This window comes from Glutamicibacter sp. St.4D3, assembly GCF_059728615.1.
In genome coordinates this window covers 2,578,418-2,595,795 of the sequence record NZ_AP039380.1, presented here as the reverse complement: position 1 = coordinate 2,595,795, position 17,378 = coordinate 2,578,418, and the positions used below count along the sequence as shown (strand labels likewise).

The 17,378-nt window shown below is 66.9% G+C and carries 16 protein-coding genes and 1 tRNA gene; 10 read left to right on the top strand and 7 right to left on the bottom strand.

Features of this window, described 5'->3' with window-relative positions:
* The first annotated feature begins 52 nt into the window (after positions 1–52).
* From AC6I21_RS12010 to AC6I21_RS11970, 9 genes are all read left to right on the top strand, one after another.
* Positions 53–1,048, top strand: coding sequence for an SDR family NAD(P)-dependent oxidoreductase (locus AC6I21_RS12010; RefSeq protein ID WP_497762453.1), 996 nt, complete (start codon positions 53–55; stop codon positions 1,046–1,048).
* Positions 1,049–1,280: 232 nt separating this feature from the next.
* Entirely contained in the window at positions 1,281–1,565 is a 285-nt protein-coding gene (locus tag AC6I21_RS12005) for an HU family DNA-binding protein (protein WP_054821492.1), read from the top strand.
* Positions 1,566–1,749: 184 nt separating this feature from the next.
* Positions 1,750–2,355 (top strand): hypothetical protein, encoded by a 606-nt coding sequence (locus tag AC6I21_RS12000; protein ID WP_497762452.1) that lies wholly within the window; start codon positions 1,750–1,752, stop codon positions 2,353–2,355.
* Between the two features lie 65 nt (positions 2,356–2,420).
* A complete protein-coding gene (locus AC6I21_RS11995) occupies positions 2,421–3,056 on the top strand; it encodes a copper resistance CopC family protein (RefSeq protein WP_497762451.1) in 636 nt (211 codons plus the stop codon).
* Between the two features lie 224 nt (positions 3,057–3,280).
* Positions 3,281–3,871: a copper chaperone PCu(A)C gene (locus AC6I21_RS11990; protein ID WP_497762450.1), complete on the top strand. Its 591-nt coding sequence runs from the start codon at positions 3,281–3,283 to the stop codon at positions 3,869–3,871.
* Positions 3,872–5,110, top strand: a complete 1,239-nt coding sequence (locus AC6I21_RS11985; protein WP_497762449.1) for a Dyp-type peroxidase — start codon at positions 3,872–3,874, stop codon at positions 5,108–5,110.
* 120 nt (positions 5,111–5,230) lie between these two features.
* The gene (locus AC6I21_RS11980; RefSeq protein WP_497762448.1) at positions 5,231–7,366 is read left to right on the top strand and encodes a bifunctional copper resistance protein CopD/cytochrome c oxidase assembly protein; all 2,136 of its coding nucleotides are present in this window, start codon (positions 5,231–5,233) and stop codon (positions 7,364–7,366) included.
* Positions 7,356–8,135, top strand: a complete 780-nt coding sequence (locus AC6I21_RS11975; protein ID WP_497762447.1) for a hypothetical protein — start codon at positions 7,356–7,358, stop codon at positions 8,133–8,135. Before AC6I21_RS11980 ends, AC6I21_RS11975 begins: the two co-directional genes overlap by 11 nt.
* A 127-nt stretch (positions 8,136–8,262) precedes the next feature.
* Complete coding sequence (locus AC6I21_RS11970) at positions 8,263–10,179, top strand: NHL domain-containing thioredoxin family protein (RefSeq protein WP_138176692.1); 1,917 nt, start codon at positions 8,263–8,265, stop codon at positions 10,177–10,179.
* A 95-nt stretch (positions 10,180–10,274) separates the two neighbouring features.
* Here the strand turns inward: AC6I21_RS11970 and AC6I21_RS11965 are convergent, their stop codons facing one another.
* A complete protein-coding gene (locus tag AC6I21_RS11965) occupies positions 10,275–10,814 on the bottom strand; it encodes a YdeI/OmpD-associated family protein (RefSeq protein WP_138176695.1) in 540 nt (179 codons plus the stop codon).
* 193 nt (positions 10,815–11,007) lie between these two features.
* On the opposite strand from AC6I21_RS11965, the gene AC6I21_RS11960 reads away from it, so the two are divergent.
* A complete protein-coding gene (locus AC6I21_RS11960) occupies positions 11,008–12,294 on the top strand; it encodes an MFS transporter (protein WP_249354503.1) in 1,287 nt (428 codons plus the stop codon).
* Positions 12,295–12,318: 24 nt separating this feature from the next.
* Here the strand turns inward: AC6I21_RS11960 and AC6I21_RS11955 are convergent, their stop codons facing one another.
* From AC6I21_RS11955 to AC6I21_RS11930, 6 genes are all read right to left on the bottom strand, one after another.
* Entirely contained in the window at positions 12,319–13,311 is a 993-nt protein-coding gene (locus AC6I21_RS11955; RefSeq protein ID WP_138176698.1) for a hypothetical protein, read from the bottom strand.
* Between the two features lie 138 nt (positions 13,312–13,449).
* Entirely contained in the window at positions 13,450–14,220 is a 771-nt protein-coding gene (locus tag AC6I21_RS11950; protein ID WP_138176701.1) for an amino acid ABC transporter ATP-binding protein, read from the bottom strand.
* Complete coding sequence (locus tag AC6I21_RS11945; RefSeq protein WP_497762446.1) at positions 14,210–14,872, bottom strand: amino acid ABC transporter permease; 663 nt, start codon at positions 14,870–14,872, stop codon at positions 14,210–14,212. The genes AC6I21_RS11950 and AC6I21_RS11945 overlap by 11 nt, the downstream gene beginning before the upstream one ends.
* A gap of 154 nt (positions 14,873–15,026) precedes the next feature.
* Positions 15,027–15,827, bottom strand: coding sequence for an amino acid ABC transporter substrate-binding protein (locus tag AC6I21_RS11940; RefSeq protein WP_343831997.1), 801 nt, complete (start codon positions 15,825–15,827; stop codon positions 15,027–15,029).
* Between the two features lie 213 nt (positions 15,828–16,040).
* Positions 16,041–16,970: an AEC family transporter gene (locus tag AC6I21_RS11935; RefSeq protein ID WP_497762445.1), complete on the bottom strand. Its 930-nt coding sequence runs from the start codon at positions 16,968–16,970 to the stop codon at positions 16,041–16,043.
* Positions 16,971–17,119: 149 nt separating this feature from the next.
* Positions 17,120–17,190: transfer RNA gene (locus AC6I21_RS11930), tRNA-Gly, on the bottom strand.
* Positions 17,191–17,378: the final 188 nt, after the last annotated feature.

Here is a 17,378-nt window from a genome sequence, read left to right as displayed (position 1 = left end):
GTCGCCGTCCGCCTCCCAGTGTCGTGCCATGGCCCGTAGTAGCCTGAAAGCCATGACCAGAAAGTATCGACACGGAGCGGTAGGCCTGCTGGGGCACGGGGAACCAGCGGATACCGTCCATGCCAACCGGGAACGCTGGAACGGCTGGGGGCAGGGCAAGACTGCCCTGGTAACCGGCGGCAACGCCGGGCTTGGCTTCTTCACCGCACTGGGTCTGGCGGCCAGCGGGGCACAGGTCATCATCGCCAGCCGCTCGATGCAGCGCAGTCGCTTGGCCCGGGAGCTGATTGAACAGCTCGTCCCGGGCAGCCGGATACGGCAGCATGAACTGGACACCAGCAGCTACGCCTCCGTTGACCGGCTTGGCCGCGACCTGGCCTCGGAGGAACTTGACATCATCGTCGCCAACGCCGGCCTGATCCACACCCCACGGCAACGCCAGGTGGGCGTCGACGGGCACGAACTGACCCTGGCCACCAACTTCCTGGGCCATGCCCGGCTCATCGGCTCCCTGGCGGAGCAGTTCCGCCAGCGGCAGCTGCGACTAATTGGCCTGGGATCCATGTCCACCCGGATGTTGCCGGCCGACCCGCAGAACCTGGAACTGCACCACAGGTACAGCGCCTACCGCGCCTATACCCAGTCCAAGGCGGCCCTGCAGTGCTTCACCATGGCCCTGGACCACCGCCTGAAGCAACTGTCCTGGCCGGCCCGGTCGTTGGCCGTGCACCCGGGATACTCCATATCCGGTCTGAGCATCGCGGTGCCGGGGATCAACGAACCGACCCCGGCCCGGCGCTGGCGCGATCAGCTGCAGTCGGGCTTTGCCCAGGGCAAGCACCAGGGGGCGGTGCCGATCATCGAGGCAGCCCTGAACCCGGGGATCGCCGCCACCGAACGCGGGGCGTATTTTGGCCCGGCACTGCTCTCCAAGGGGCGGGTGCGCATGGTCAAACCGTCCCGGTTGACCCGCAGCAAGAAACTCCTGGATCCGGTGTGGGAGCTTTATCGGCGAGCCAATGACGGGAGCGACCCCTTCGGCCTCTAGCAACAGATGGCACAGTCTTCACTCAGCGCCGGATCGGCGCACCTCAAAATGTGGTGAACTAGTCAAGCCGAGCTTGAAATTCCGCCAATCTCCAAAAAAATCCGCAGATTTCCGGTGATTTCGGGCGTTTCGCCCATAATCATTTGATAGGTTCTGTTTCTAGAAGACCGCGCGACCGCGTGGCGTCCAAGGCTCGTTGGGCCAAGGAAGACTAGTCCAGGAGGACCATACATTGGCTATGAACCGTAGCGAACTTGTTGCTGCTGTTGCAGCAAAGACCGATAACTCCCAGGTTGCCGTCAACGGTGTGCTGGATGCCGTGTTCGACGTCTTCGTCGAGCAGATCTCCAAGGGCGAGAAGGTATCGATCCCGGGGTGGCTGGCCGTTGAGCGCACCGACCGCGCCGCCCGCACCGGCCGCAACCCGCAGACCGGCGAAGCCATCCAGATCCCGGCCGGCCACTCGGTGAAGCTGACCGCTGGTTCGAAGCTGAAGGCCGCCGTAGCCAAGAAGTAGTCTTCTTTCAGACTTTCAACGGTGTCCGGGCTTACCCGGGCGAACTGTTGCCAGAGGCCGGAATCCATCATGGATTCCGGCCTCTGCTGCATGGTGCAGGGGCCGATTCGATCCCTGCTTCTACCTAACGTAGAATTACCCACAATGGGCACGTCCAGCTCGAACCGGTAGGGGTAGCACAGTCATGAGCACAGCAGCACCACGCGTCATGCGCGGATGGCTTGCTGCCGCTGTGTGCACCTGGATGGCGTTTGCCGCCCACGCCCACGCCGTCCCCACCGTCGCATCCCTGGTGGTCATGGTCCTGATCACCTGCGTCTCCGCGGTGGTGGCCATGGCGATGCTAGGGCGCAAGAACAGCCTGTTGAGTTTGAGCCTGCTCGTCTTCGGAAGCCAGGGACTCTACCACCTGGCACTGTCGGTCATGACGCACCACGGCTCCAGCCTGGTTGCCGCCACCGGCACCGGCGTGCACGCCAACCACGTCATGTCGCTGGGCGTGAACCCGCAAGCCGTCCAGGCCGCGTCGCTGGACATGCTCGCCGCCCACATGGGCGCCGCCGTGCTAACCATCTTCACCCTGCGCCAGGGCGAACGACTGGCCCGGGCCGTGCTGGAGATATTGAGCCTTTCCTTCGTGCGCCGACTGCTGCTGCTGTTGCGCACCGCCCCGGCCCCCTGGCCCCGCGTCACCACGAACACTCGTGAAGTGCCGGTGCTCTCCGGCCGGCACGACCACCGGCTGCCGCTGCTGCGCGGACCGCCTTCCGCCGTATTGACCTTCGCCTGAACCCCGAACTCAATACCTGCCTTGTCCCAGGGGAACACCTGCGGACAGGGATGGAAGGAAAACCCATGAAGACCCTGGCCATCACCCGCCAGACGACCTACGCCGCACGCCTCTTCGCGGCCCTGCTGATCGCCGTGCTGGCGATCTTCACCGCCGGCACCGCGGCCAACGCCCACGATCAGCTGACCGGCTCCACCCCGAAGAACGAATCGACGATCAGTGAGTCGCCAGAGCAGATCAAGCTGAACTTCTCCGGCGAACTGCAGCACGTGGAGGGCGCAGACATGACCGTGGTGGTCATCTCGAACGCCGAGGGCCAAAAGTTCGACAACGAATTGCAGGTCAAGGGCCGGGATGTCATCGCCACCCCGAACCAGCCGCTGCCCAACGGTGAATACACCGTGACCTACCGCGTGGTTTCCTCCGACGGTCACCCCATCGACGGAACCGTGGGCTTCACCCTGGAGGGCCAGGCGGCCGGCAGCGACGCGTCCGAAACCGCAGCGGCCCCGAGCACCGAGGCCAGCGACGAAGCCGGCGTCCAGGATGCTGCCACCCAGTCACCGGAGGAACCGGCCACCGCGCCGCAGGAGGCCGCCGCCGGTATCAACCCGATCGTGTGGATCATCGTCGGCGTAGCGATTTTCGGTGTCGCCGTGGCGGTGCTGGTGAACTTCGCCCGCCGCAACAACATGAAGTAGCCCCTCCACCAAATTTCCGGCGCGGAATCGCGCCACCTCCCGAACCTACCGCCACGCCGCCGCAGCCCAGCAGTTGCCGCGCGCCGCTGCCGCGCACCCCAACGCATTTCTCCGGGGTGGCGCGCCCATCCGGCGCGCCCTCCCGGTCCACCTGCGAGGCGCGCCCAGCCCTACCCTGCGCACCCCTGGTGAGCACGCGCGGCGGGCAAGAAAGCGAACAAATCATGATGTCAAAGAAGATCTCGACCAAGTCCCTTGCCGCCCTCGGCCTGGGGGCGGCCCTGCTGCTCACCGGCTGCGCCCCAGCCGACGGCACCGCACAGGAGCCAACGGCCCAGAACAGCCACAACGAACAGCACGCCAGCCGGCAGGCCGACGCATTGACCGTCACCGACCCGTGGGCGAAGGCCGCCGAAAAGGGGATGAGCGCCGCGTTCGGCACCCTGCGCAACGACTCCGACCAGCCGGTGGAGCTGGAGGCAGTGGTGGACCAGGAACACGGCAACGCCCTGCAGATCCATGAAATGGCCGGCCAGGGCACCGATGCCGTCATGCAGCAGATCGAGGGGGCGCTGCAGATTCCTGCCGGACAGAGCGTGGAACTGGCCCCGGGCGGCAACCACATCATGTTCATGGACCTGAAGCAGCCGTTGGTGCCCGCCGAGGTGGCCACCCTGCGCCTGGAATTCGCCGACGGCTCCAGCAAGGACGTGCAGTTCCCCATCCGCAACTACGACGGCGCGAACGAAAGCTACCACTCGCAGCACTCCCAGGACACCGAGGGCACCCACGAGGAGCACGGGGGAGGGCACTAAATGAGCGGGCTTCCGGCATCGACCCGCCGTGCTGAACCTTCGCGGCGCACCTTGCTGACCGGCTCCGCCGTGGCGGCGCTGGGCGGGTTGGTCAGCGGGTTCGGGGTTGGCCAGCTCACCGCCGAGCAGGCCGCCGCCAGCCCGGCGGCGCCCGAACCGGCACTGGCCCGATACCTTTCCCCGTACGGGCGCCACCAGCCCGGGATCCTGGAAAATCCGCAGGCCCACGCCGTGTTCCTGGGCATCGACATGGTGGTGGAGGGGTTGGAGCCCGCCGCGAAGCGCGAACGGCTGCGCTCGATTCTGCGGATGATCACCGATGACGCGGTTCGGCTCATGGCCGGCCAGGGGGTGCTGGCCGACACGGAACCGGAGATGGCGCAGCTGCCGGCGAACCTGAGCCTGACCGTGGGCCTGAGCCGTGCCGCGATTGGGCTGATCGGCCCCGACCTGGCCCCCGCCAGCCTGGGACCGCTGCCCAAGTTCAAGATCGACCGGCTGCGTGAAGAGTACGGCCAGTCGGACCTGGTGATCCAGCTGTGCGCGGAGGACCCCACGGTGCTGGCGCACGCGGTGCGTTCGGTGCGCAAGAACCTGCGCTCGATCACGCGGGTGAAATACGAGCAGCACGGGTTCACCCATGCCGCCAGCTCCCAACCGGCCGGTTCACCGTTCCGCAACCTGTTTGGGCAGGTGGACGGGATCGCGAACCCGAAGGATGACACCCGCCGGCTGGCGGTGTTCGGCCATGAGCCGTCCGACGCCTGGTTCCCGGATGCCACCACCCTGGTGCTGCGCCGGATCCAGATGGATCTGGACACCTGGGATGAGGTGGACCGCCCCGCCCGGGACTTCGCGCTCGGGCGCCGGCAGAGCGACGGCGCCCCGCTGTCCGGGCAGCACCCGCAGGACCCGGTGGACCTGCAGGCGGTCACCGAACTGGGGCTGCCGGCGATCGCCGGGCACGCCCATGTGGCCCGGGCGATGCCCGCCAGCGGGGATGAGGTGCTGTGGCGCCGCGGCTACAGCTACCAGGAGGGCGGGAGTGCCGGCCTGCTGTTCGCCAGCTACCAGGTGGATGTGGCCCGCAGCTTCATCCCGGTCCAAACCCGGCTGGCCGAACTGGACGCCCTGAACGAATGGACCACCCCCATCGGCTCGGCCGTGTACGGGGTGCTGCCGGGCATCAGCCAGGGCATGTACCTGGGCCAGCAGCTGTTCCAGGCCGCAGGGCACTAGCGCCGTCCGAAGGGGCCCGGGCGTGGGGCCCGGCCCCTTCGGAAGCGCACATGTGAGATGCGCCAACCAGCCGCCGGAAGCTTAACGGCGGTTGGCGCGCAATGAGATGATGGAGAGGCTATGGCGACACAATCACGCGAACCCCGGCAGGCTGAGCTGGGCATGCCTGTCCCGAAACTGACCCGTTTCATCATCCCCGGTGTGCTGGGCATGGTGGTGGCTTTCCTGCTGGCCGTGCTGGTCGGCGGCATCACCGCCCCCCGGCTGCTGGCTGATCCGGGCGGGTTCGTGCGCTGGGCGCTGCCGATCAGCCGGATCATCCACCACACCGCGATGTCCGTGGCCATCGCGGCACTGATCTTCGCCTCCTGCATCATCCCGCGCAGCACCAAGTCGCGCCGACCCACCGCGGAGAACCCGGTGACCGACGCCGGCACGGAGCACCCCTCCTTCACCCGCGCCATGAACCTGGCCGCAGGGGCCGGGGTGGTGTGGACGCTGGCCGCCGGCAGCGTGCTGATCCTGACCTTCTGGGACCTGGCCGGGGTGCCGATCAACTTTGAACCGAACTACACCGCCGCGATCCTGGACTACATCCTGCAGATCGCCACCGGGCGGGCCTGGGCGTGGATGATCGTGATCTCCGCGATCGTCACCTCCCTGGCCCTGGCCGTGCGTTCCCAGGTGGGGGTGGGCCTGGTGGCCGGGTTCTCGCTGCTGGGCATCGTGCCGCTGGCCTTCATCGGCCACGCCGCCGGCGGGGATGACCACTACGCCGCGGTCAACGGCATCGGGCTGCACCTGCTGGCCGTGGTGCTGTGGTTCGGCGGGCTGGTGGTGCTTGGGCTGCTGACCCCCACCCTGACCGGCCCTGCCCCGGGACGCTACCAGGACCGGCCGCTGCTGCTGGGCGTGGTGCTGCGCCGCTACTCGACCCTGGCCGCCGGCGCGATCGTGCTGATGGCCGGTTCCGGGCTGGTCTCCGCCCTGATCCGCATCACCGACTGGGACCAGTGGCTGAGCCCCTACGGCACCCTGGTGATCACCAAAATCGTGCTGACCCTCATCCTGGGGGCGCTGGGACTGGCGCACCGCAACTGGATCATTCCCCGGCTGCTGGCCGGGAAGGTCAGTGCCGTGGCCGCGGCCTGGCGGGTGATCGCCGTGGAGGTGGCGCTGATGGGCGCCACCATGTCGGTGGCCACCGTGCTCTCGCGCACCGCACCGCCCACCCCGGATGACCCGCCGGCCGAGCCTACCCCGGCCCGGCTGCTGACCGGCTATGAACTGCCCGAACCGCTGCAGACCTCCAGCTGGTTCACGGTGTGGCGCCCGGACTGGCTGTGGGTGGCGGTGTGCGTGTTCCTGCTGGTGTTCTACCTGTGGGCGTTCATCACCCTGCGCCGGCGCGGGGACAAGCCGAGCGTGCTGCGCCTGATCAGCTGGATTGTGGGCCTGGTGGCCCTGTTCTATGTCACCAGCGGCGCCCTGACCGTGTACGGCAAAATCCAGTTCTCGGTGCACATGGTCGATCACATGTCATTGACCATGATCGTGCCGATCTTTTTGGTGCTCGGCGCCCCGGTCACCCTGGCGCTGAAGGTGCTGCCCACCCGCACCGACGGGACCCGCGGGGCCCGCGAATGGATCCTGTGGCTGGTGCATTCACCGTATTCGAAGGTCATCACCCACCCGATCTTCGCCGCCGTGAACTTCGCCGGGTCCATCGTGATCTTCTACTTCACCCCGATCCTGGAACCGGCCATGCGCTACCACGCCGGGCATGAGCTGATGAACGTGCACTTCCTGCTCACCGGATACCTGTTCGTGCTCAGCCACATTGAGGCCGACCCGATCCCGTTCCGCTTCAACTACCCGTTCCGCCTGCTGCTGCTGCTGGCCACCGTGGCCTTCCACGCGTTCTTCGCCGTGGCGCTGATGAGCACCGACACGCTGCTGGCCGCCGACTGGTTCGGCAACATGGGCCGCACCTGGGGCGGCAGCGCCCTGGAGGACCAGGTGGTCGGTGCCGGGGCGATGTGGGCGATCGGCGAGGTGCCGACCTTGGTGATCGCCATCGCCGTGATGATCACCTGGGCGCGCAGCGATGACCGGGAGAAGAAGCGCGTGGACCGCCAAGCGGACCGTGACGGGGACGCGGACCTGGCCGCCTACAACGAAATGTTCGCCCGGCTGAAGCAGATGGACAAGAAAATGGAGCAGCAAGTTGAGCACAGGGAGCACCGTGGCAGCTAAACGATTCAGGACCGGCGCTGGACTGCTGGTGGCCGGGCTGCTGCTGGCGGGCTGCTCGGCAGAACCACAGGCCGAGCAGATGCCGCAGGATGACATCCATGTCTCCGCCACCGCCAACCCGAAGCCCAGCGGCAAGCCGCTGCCCAGCCCCGAACCGGGCAGCAGCGAGCAAACCGGGCAGGCCTCCACCGTGGAGCTGGCCACCCAGGTCGGTGCCGTCTTCGCCGCCCAACTGGGTTTTGACCAGTCCCAGCGGATCGGCCAGGAGCAGCTGAAGGAACTGGCCACCCCGCCCACCGACACCCTGAAGGATGTGGTGGTGCTGCCCTCCCAGTGCGAGCAGCCGCTGGAGGCGCTGAACTGGTCCCCGGCGCAGCTGGGCACCGAGGTGGCGCGCACCGACTTCACCAACCAGGCCGGGAACATCGCCGGCTCGGTGGAGGTGGCCAAGGTCGCGGACCGGGCCCCGGTGGAGGAGCACTTCAAGACCGTGCTGACCATGCGCACCGACTGCTCCAGCGTGAAGCTGAACCGCAGCGAGTACACCGAGACGCTGAAGTTCAGCAACCCGCAGGTCGGCGAGGTGGAGTCCCAGCTGGCCTATACCCGGCGCGGCAACGCGGACACCGCTCAGGACACCCTGGTGCTGGTGCAGACCAAGGGCCAGTACGTGGCCATGGTCTCCTTCATCTCCGGCCAATCGCTGGCCGATGAACAGTTCGGCCAGGTCGCCAAGCAGATCATGGACAGCGTGCTGGGCCAGCTGTAACACCGCCGGCCCGGCCCCGGCTTCGCACAGCGTCATGCGCACCGCCGCCGGGGCGGGCCACGACTACCATGGACGTATCCCGGTCGGCCATCGGCCACCGCTGTCCCCAACCTAAGGAGCCCTTGGCATGAGCCCTGATACTTCTTCCGTCCGCACCGCATACAAGGTCCGCGGCTCCGAACTGGTGGGCCGCAACTGGTTGAACACCGGCGGGCGGCAGCTGGACCTGGAGGCCCTGCGCGGCAAGATTGTCCTGCTTGATTTCTGGACCTTCTGCTGCATCAACTGCCTGCACGTGCTCGACGAGCTGCGCCCGCTGGAGGAAGAGTACCGGGACGTGCTGGTGACCGTGGGCGTGCATTCGCCAAAGTTTGAACACGAGGCGGACCCGGACGCGCTGGCCGCCGCCGTGGAACGCTACGAGATTGAGCACCCGGTGCTCGATGACCCCGAACTGCAGACCTGGCAGGCCTACGCGGCCCGCGCCTGGCCCACCCTGGTGGTGCTGGATCCCGAGGGCTACATCGTCGCCCACCTCTCCGGGGAGGGGCACGCGGCCGGGCTGCGCTCCCTGGTCGCCGAACTGGTTGCCGAGCACGAGGCGAAGGGCACCTTGCACCGTGGGGATGGGCCGTACGTGGCCCCGCCGGCCCGCGAGGGGGACCTGCGCTTCCCGGGCAAGGTCATGCCGCTGCCCAACGGGAACTTCCTGGTCGGCGACTCCGGCCACCACCGCCTGGTGGAGCTGGGGCCGGACCTGTCCAGCGTGGTGCGCACCATCGGCTCCGGGGTGCGCGGCTACGCGGACGGGGACGCGGACAGCGCCCAGTTCAACGAACTGCAGGGGTTGAGCCTGCTGCCGGCCGAACTGGCCGAGGAGGTCGGCTACGACGTGGTCGTGGCGGACACCGTGAACCACCGGCTGCGCTCGGTCAACCTGGGCACCGGGAAGGTCGGCACCCTGGCCGGCAACGGCGTGCAGCGCCTGCTGGATGCCGAAACGGCCCGGAACACCGAACAGCCCACCGAACTGGGCACCGATGCATTGAACATTTCCCTCTCCTCGCCCTGGGACGTGGTCTACCACCCGGCGGGCAAGGTAATCGTGGCGATGGCCGGCACCCACCAGATCTTCTCCTTCGACCCGCGCACCAGCGCGGTCAGCGTCTTTGCCGGCACCGGCCTGGAGGGGCTGGCCGACGGTGCGGCCCATGAGTCCTGGTTCGCCCAGTCCTCCGGGCTGAGCATCGACGCGCAGGGCACCGTGTGGGTGGCGGACTCCGAAACCAGTGCGCTGCGCAGCGTCACCACCGATGAGCGTGGCCAGGCCCTTCAGGTTTCCACCGCCATCGGCACCGGCCTGTTCGACTTCGGGTTCCGTGACGGGCCGGCCGAACAGGCCCGCCTGCAGCACCCGCTGGGCGTGGCGAACCTGCCCGATGGTTCGGTGGCGGTGGCCGACTCCTACAACGGGGCGGTGCGCCGCTACGATCCGGTGAACCAAACCGTCTCCACCCTGGCCAAGGGTCTGAAGGAACCGGCGGACGTGCTGCTGGATGACTCGGTGGACGGGGACCCGGTGCTGCTGATCGTGGAAACCAACGCTCACCAGCTGGTGCGCATCCCGGTCCCGGCAGAGGCCCTGTCAGTGGACAAGGGCGCCAGCCAGACCCAGCGTCCGCGTACCAAGGTGCGTTCCGGGCAGCACCGGATCACCGTGCGCTTCGCCGCCCCGAGCGGGCAGAAGCTCGATGACCGGTGGGGGGACCCGACCCAGCTGAAGATCTCCGCCAGCCCGGAGGAGCTGCTGTTGGAGGGGGCCGGCACCTCGGTGGGCCTGGAACGCACCTTGAGCCTGAACCCGGACGTGCCCGAGGGGGTCCTGCACATCACCGCCCGCGCCGCCGCCTGTGACGGGGAGCCGGGTGGAGAAATTCCGGACCACGCCGCCTGCCACCTGTACCAGCAGGATTGGGGCATCCCGGTGCTGCTGGATGCCGAAGGGGACCAGCAGCTGGAGCTGGACCTGCGCGGGGTGAACTAACCCGCGTACGGGAAGGGCCGTACGAAGAGCAAGGCAGCGGGCCGCCCGCCGGAGAGGATCCGGTGGGCGGCCCGCTGTTGTGGTTCGGTGGCCGACTACGCCTCGATGAGCTTGCCGCTCTTGGCGACCTCCGGGTCGGTGCAGGAGGACAGGTCGAAGCAGCAGGGGCGGCGCTTGCCGTCCCGCAGCTTGGAGATGCTCACTTCCACGCGGCGCTGGCGGGTTGACGGGTTCTTGGTGGCCCCCACCCAGCGCACCCATTCCCAGCGGGCCATCGGGGTCAGGCTCTCCCAGGTCCCCTCCAGATCCTGGGCCTCCTCCAGCGCCTCGGCCAGGTCCTGCGGCACGCGGGTCTCGGGCCACTGCTCGGCCAGGGTGGCCCGCAGCGTCAGCTGCTCGCCCGGGCCGCTGGCCAATGCCGCGGTGGCGTCCTGGTCCAGCGCCAGCCAGTGCCCGCGCCGGCCATCGGGTTCCAACACCACCGTGGGGGTGCTGTCCGCGGACTGCAGGCGCACGGCAACCTGGCCGCGGCTGGGCAGCAGCCCGCTGGAGTCGGCATCAAATTCAAGGATCAGCCGCTCGCCAATCAGGCGCGTGGTGCCGCTGAGTTCCAGGGTTTCTTCTGCGCTGGCCATTGCCATGTTCCTTCCGGTGTGTGCCTGGGTTAATTCTAGGCACTGAAGCCCCCGGGGTGTGAAGCCCAGGCGCAGCGGGAAGCAGGCGGGGTGAAAGTTTCATGACCGCACCGTTTCGGGTCCCGGCAACGTGGCTAGACTACAAAGGGTGAGGAGGAACGCCGGCACCCGACTGGGCCGGCTATCAGAACACGTGGCTACGAAGATGTTCCGGGCACTGTCGATCCGCAACTACCGGCTGTGGGTGATCGGCGCGCTGGTATCGAACATTGGCACGTGGATGCAGCGGGTCGCGCAGGACTGGCTGGTGCTCACCGAGCTGACGAACAACGACGGCACGGCCACCGGCATCGTCACCGGCCTGCAGTTCCTGCCGGTGCTGCTGCTGGCCCCCTATGCCGGACTGATCGCCGACCGCTACGAAAAACGCAAGGTGCTGCTGTGCACCCAAAGCTTCATGGGATTGTGCGCCCTGGTGCTCGGCACCCTGGTGCTGCTCGATGTGGCCCAGCTGTGGCACGTGTACGTGCTGGCGACCGCGCTGGGCGTCGGCTCCGCATTTGACGCCCCGGCCCGCCAGGCGTTCGTCTCGGAGATCGTGCCAGGTACCCACCTGACCAACGCGGTGGCGCTGAACAGTGCGAACTTCAACCTGGCCCGGCTGGCCGGCCCCGGCGTGGCCGGCCTGGTAATCGCCGCGTTCGGCACCGGCCCGGCGTTCTTGATCAACGGGTTCTCATTCATTGCGGTGCTGTTCTCGCTGACGAACCTGGACCGCAGCCAAATCCACGCGGCGAAGCGGGTGGCGCGGGCCAAGGGCCAGGTGAAGGAGGGGTTCGCCTATGTGCGTGGACGCCGTGACCTGCTGCTGATCTTTGGGTTGGCGTTCGTGGTGGGCACCTTTGGGCTGAACTTCCAACTGACCAACGCCATGATGGCGGCCCAGGTGTTCGGGGTCGGGGCGGGGGAGTACGGCATGCTGGGAACCATTATGGCCGTGGGCACCTTCGCCGGAGCCCTGCTGGCGGCCCGGCGCTCCCGGCCGCGGTGGCGCTACATCATTCTGGGCGCCACGTTCTTCGGGGCCAGCGCGCTGTTGTCCGCCCTGATGCCGACCTACACGCTCTTTGCGCTCTCCCTGGTCCCCATCGGCTTGTTTGCACTCACGTTCCTGAACAGCTGCAACACCATGGTGCAGACCTCGGTTCCGGGACAATACCGGGCCCGGGTGCTGGCGCTGTACCTGATGGTGGTCCAGGGCGGCACCCCGATTGGGGCGCCGTTGGTCGGTTGGCTGGCCACCCTGTTCGGGCCGCGCATGGCGGTCGGGCTGGGCGCGGGCGCCTCCCTGGTCTCCGGGATCATTGCCCTGATCCTGTGGCAGAAGTTCCGTGCCGATGCGATCCCGCTGCGCCGGCAGGTGCAGCTGCTGCGGCTGCGCCACCAGGAAGAACCCACGGGACGTGAGGGCGAGGGCTAGAGTCGGCGCCCCGGCTGCGACCGGCTAGTGGGCCGGCTGTTCCACGGCGGCCACGGGGCGCACATTGACCTCGGTGGTGCTGGTGTCCAGGTTCGCGTTGAACCCGAACGCGTCCTTGACCACCTTCGGCTTTAGTTCACCGGTGCGCAGATCCTGTTCGGTCAGCTGCAGCTCGGCCTTCACCGTCAGCGGTCCCAGCACCCAGGCCCCGTCATAGTAGGACACCTTCGGCTTGGGGTAGTCGGTGATCTGCCATTTGATGGTCTTGGCATCCACCCGCGCGGTCGTGTGATACGCGAACGGGCAGTTCGTGGGCATCAGCACCTTCTGGGTGGCGCACCCATCCAGGTACTTCTTCAGCTGCTTGCTGATGTTCTGGGTGAAATGGCTGGTCGGCTCGGTGCGCAGGGCGATCTCCACCGGTTTCTGGACCGGGGAGGTGATCAGCTTGCCGCGGGTGTCGGCCTTGAAGTTCTTGGTTTCAAACCCGGCGTCCAGCACGGCGGGGAAGAACACCGGAAGCTCGGTGCGGCCCTTTTGCAGCGGGATCTTCTGGTCGTTGACCTCGATCTCGTTGACGGTGTTCGCCTTGATCTGCACGGTGGGCAGGGTGACTTCCTCGAACTTCCAGGTGTCGAAGAACATCCAGGACTTCCCGTCATGGTGCAGCGCATAGGTCGATTCGCTGGGCACCCCGTGGGCCTTGTAGTGGGCGGTGACCGTCACCCTGCCGGGCACATCCTGATCCTGCTGGGCCGTATCCGCCTCGAATTCGGTGATGCCGGACTGGGTGCGGGAAAGCACCTCGCCATCCAGGGCCACCGCGTCCCCCTGGGGCACCTTGGCCCCCAGCAGACCCAGCGCCTCGGCGCCCTTGCCTTCCTCCAACAGCTGATGCAGGTGCTTGACCTGTGCTGCCGGGGAACAGATCGTTCGGTTGCAAACTATGATCGCCGCGGCGAACAGGAGCACAAGGGCAAGTACTACGAGGGCCCAGCGCAGAGCGACTCGGGTCACAGGATTAGGTGCGTTCATCTCCCCATAAGGGTATCGGCTGCGCTGGTGAGTTCTTAAATTACCGCGCCGTACGGCGTTGCCCTCCAGGGTACCGCCAGCACCTGTCGCCGCCAGGTGTTCCGGTTCGCGCACCGGCGCTTAGAAGGGGTTCAGCAGCCGGTGCACGAACGCCTTGGTGCGTTCCTGGGACGGCTCACGCAGCACCTGCGCGGCGGGGCCGCGTTCGATGACGTGCCCCTCGTCCATGAACACCACCGTGTCGGCCACGTCCCGGGCGAAGGCGAGCTCATGGGTGACCAGTACCATGGACCAGCCCTCCGCAGCCAGCTCCTTGATGACCGTGAGCACGTCCCCGACCAGTTCAGGATCCAGGGCGCTGGTCGGCTCATCGAAGAGCAGCAGGTCCGGCTGCAGCATCAAGGCGCGCACAATTCCCACCCGCTGCTGCTGGCCGCCGGAAAGCGATGAGGGATAGGCGCTGGCCTTGGCGGCCAGCCCCACCCGCTGCAGCAGCGCGTTGGCCTGCTCCAGCACCTCGGCCTTGGGTCGGCGCTGCACCTCCAGCGGCCCCACGGTGACATTCTGCAGCACCGTCAGGTGCGGGAAGAGGTGATGGCCCTGGAACACCATCGCCGAACGGTCCCGCAGCACCGAGGCCTGCTTCTTGCGCAGCTGCGGGGTAAAGGTGACCTGAGGGCCGCCCGCGAAGGCGACGGTCCCCGAATCGGCGGCCTCCAGCCCGTTCAGGCAGCGCAGCGCCGTGGTCTTTCCGGAGCCCGATGGGCCAATCAGTGCCAGCACTTCACCCTCGTGCACCGTGAAGTCGATGCCGCGCAGCACCTGGTTGTCGCCGAAGGCCTTGTGCAGCCCGGTAACCGTGAGCAGCGGGGCTGCGGTGTTAGGCAACATATTTTTCAAGCCTTCCTTCCAGGCGGGTTTGCAGGGTGGAGAGAACCAGGCAGATCACCCAGTACAGGGCGGCCGCGGTCAGGTACAGGGTCATGAATTCCAGGCTGCTCGCGGCGATTTCCTGGGCCCGGCGGAACATTTCGGTGACCAGGATCAGCGAGGCCAGCGAGGAGTCCTTGACCAGGGAGATGAAGGTGTTGGACAGCGGCGGGACCGCCACCCGGGTCGCCTGGGGCAGGATCAGCCGGTAAAGGGTGCGGGTGCGGGACATGCCGATCGTGTAGCCGGCTTCCCACTGCCCGGAGGGGACCGAGAGGATCGCGGCGCGGATGATCTCCGCCGCGTAGCCGGCCACGTTCAGCGTGAACGCGATGATCGCGCTGGGCCAGGGATCAACGGTGATTCCCACCGAGGGCATGCCGAAGAAGATCACGAACAGCTGCACCAGCAGCGGGGTGCCGCGGATCACCGATATGTAGATCCGGGCAATCGCAGAGACGAAGCGGTTCGCGCTGATGCGCATCAACGCGATCACCAGCGCCAGAATCAGTCCCAGTGCGAAGCTGGACAGCGACAGGGGAATGGTTCCGGTCAGTGCCCCCTTGGCCAGGGGCCACAGTGAATCCAAAACCAGTTGCCATGTCTGGTCCATCGGTCCTCTTTCTCCTTGCGGTTTAAGCCAACTTGCCCCGAGGAAATCTCCTTGGGGCAAGTGTACGCATAGGCCGAACCCCACGGTGGGGGATGCCTCGCCATTCGTTCAGTGCACGGGCCGTGTGCGGGCCGGGCCCGCACACGGCAAAAGGCTACTTGGTGACGTCGCTGCCGAAGTACTTGTCGGACAGTTCAGCCAGGGTTCCGTCCTGGCGCAGCTCATCGAGCGCCTTGTTGATCGCCTCATGCAGCTCGGTGTCGTCCTTGCGCATCGCCACGGCAACCTCGGACTTGTCATCGGATTCAGCTGCGATCTTGATCGCGTCATCCGGCTGGTTCTTCTGCGAATCCAGGTAGGTGAGCTTGTCGTTGATCGTGGCGTCCACCCGGCCCTGCTTCAGCAGGGTGACGGCCTGCGCCCAGCCCTCCACGGCCTGTACGTTCGCGCCGGCGTCCTTGGCGGTCTCATACCAGTTGCTGGTCAGTGACTGGGCGGTGCTCTTGCCCTTGAGGGATTCGAAGGAGGTGATCTCGGTGTTGTCCGACTTGGTCACGATGACCCCGTTGGAGACGGTGTAGGGGGTGGACAGCAGGTACTTCTCTTCGCGCTGCTCGTTCACGCTCACCTGATTGGCGATGACGTCAAAGCGCTTTGCATCCAGGCCCGCGAAGATGCCATCCCACTGGGTTTCCTCGAATTCGACCTCGACCCCCAGCTTCTCGCCGACGGCCTCGATCACCTCGACGTCGTAGCCGGTCAGCTCGTTGCCCTCATGGTAGGAGAAGGGGCGGTAGGTGCCTTCGGTGCCCACGGTCAGGGTCCCGGATTCCTGCACCTGCTGGTAGGTGGAGCCGCTGGCCTCGTCGCCGCCCGAATCGTTCGAGGAGCCGCAGGCGCTGAGCGATAAGGCCAGAACGGTTGCGGTGGACAGTGCGGTGAAAATCCGTTTCATGAGAACCCCTCGGTTTGGTTGCGGCGGGTGATGGCCTGAACGTCACAACGTCCCGGTCATATCCGAGTATTCCCTGCCCCGCCGGCCGGCGGGGAGTTTCCGGGGCGGGGGTGTCACAAAAATTCACACTCTTGACACAGCCCACACCGCGCCGGGCCGACCGGCGGCATAGGGCGGGCGCAGCGCGAGATGGCCGCCGTGATCAGGCAGGGGCTACACGCCCAGCAACAGCGCCAGCAGCATCATGATCGGGATGGCGCAGATGGTGGTGATCAGCACGGTGTCCTTGGCGATCACCACGCCCTGTTCATAGCGCGAGGCGGTGACGAAGATGTTCTGCGCGGTGGGCAGCCCGGCCATGATGACCGCCGCCACGATCATTTCCGCGGGCAGGCGGAACACGAAGGCCGCCAGCAGCCAGGCGATCAGCGGATGGATGACCAGTTTGGCCAGCGAACCAATCAGCACGTCCGCCCGTCGCCCGGTGCCTGGGTCCAGGGGCTTGGAACCGACCAGCGAGATCCCGAAGGCCAGCAGCATCGCCGGGATCGAGGCCCCGGAAATCAGTTCAATGGGCGCCAACACCAGTTCGGGCAGCTGCACGCCGGTCAGCGCGACCACCAGGCCAGCCAGGGAGCCGATGATCATGGGGTTCTTCGCGGTGGCCGAGGCCAACGCCCAGAAGGTGGTGCGGTGCTTGATGGTGGTTGCATCCAGCATGGCCAGGTTCACCGGCTGGTACAACGCCAGCTGGAAGAGGATCACCGGGGCGGCATGGGCCATGTCGCCCAGCACGTACAGGGCGATCGGCAGGCCCAGGTTCGCGGAGTTCACGGTGGAGGCGCTCATGGCGGCGACGATGCGTTCGGCAGCCGGGCGCTGCAGCCACTTGAAGGTGGCCAGGTGATAGATCCCGGCGGTGAGGAACGCCGAAATGGTGGCGATCCACAGCAGCGGTCCGAGCACCTGGGTCGGTTCGGAATCGGCGATGGCCAGAAACAGCAGGGCGGGGCTGGCCACGAAGAAGGTCAACCGGTTCAGCACCCACCGGCCTTGGTCGCCCAGCACCCCGGTGCGCCCGACCGCGTAGCCGACCAGGATGACCACCCAGATGATGGAGAAGCCGGACAGCACTCCGGTCATGACGGCCTCCTGGATCATTGTGCTGCTCGGGTGGGGCACCGGCTGGGACGGCGGCTGGGAGTCGATCCCGCGCCAGCGGGCCGGCGCCCTGGTGGGTGCCCAGACGCCAAACGCCGGGACCCTGCTGGGTCCCGGCGTTTGGTCTTGCGAGCGGGCGACGGGAATCGAACCCGCGTATCGAGCTTGGGAAGCTAGCGCTCTACCATTGAGCTACGCCCGCAAAGCTCCGAGCGGCCTATTGGCGGCCCGGGCGTATCCCAGCATAGCGCAATCAGCGCCCTGGTTTTCAAGCCAATGACGTCAAGATGACCTGTGGCATGCGCCAATGGCCACAGGTGCGGCGCTCGAACCGCGGAAATCCGCGGCCAACCGCTTGTCCGGGGTGTGACCATGATTACATCCCGGCGC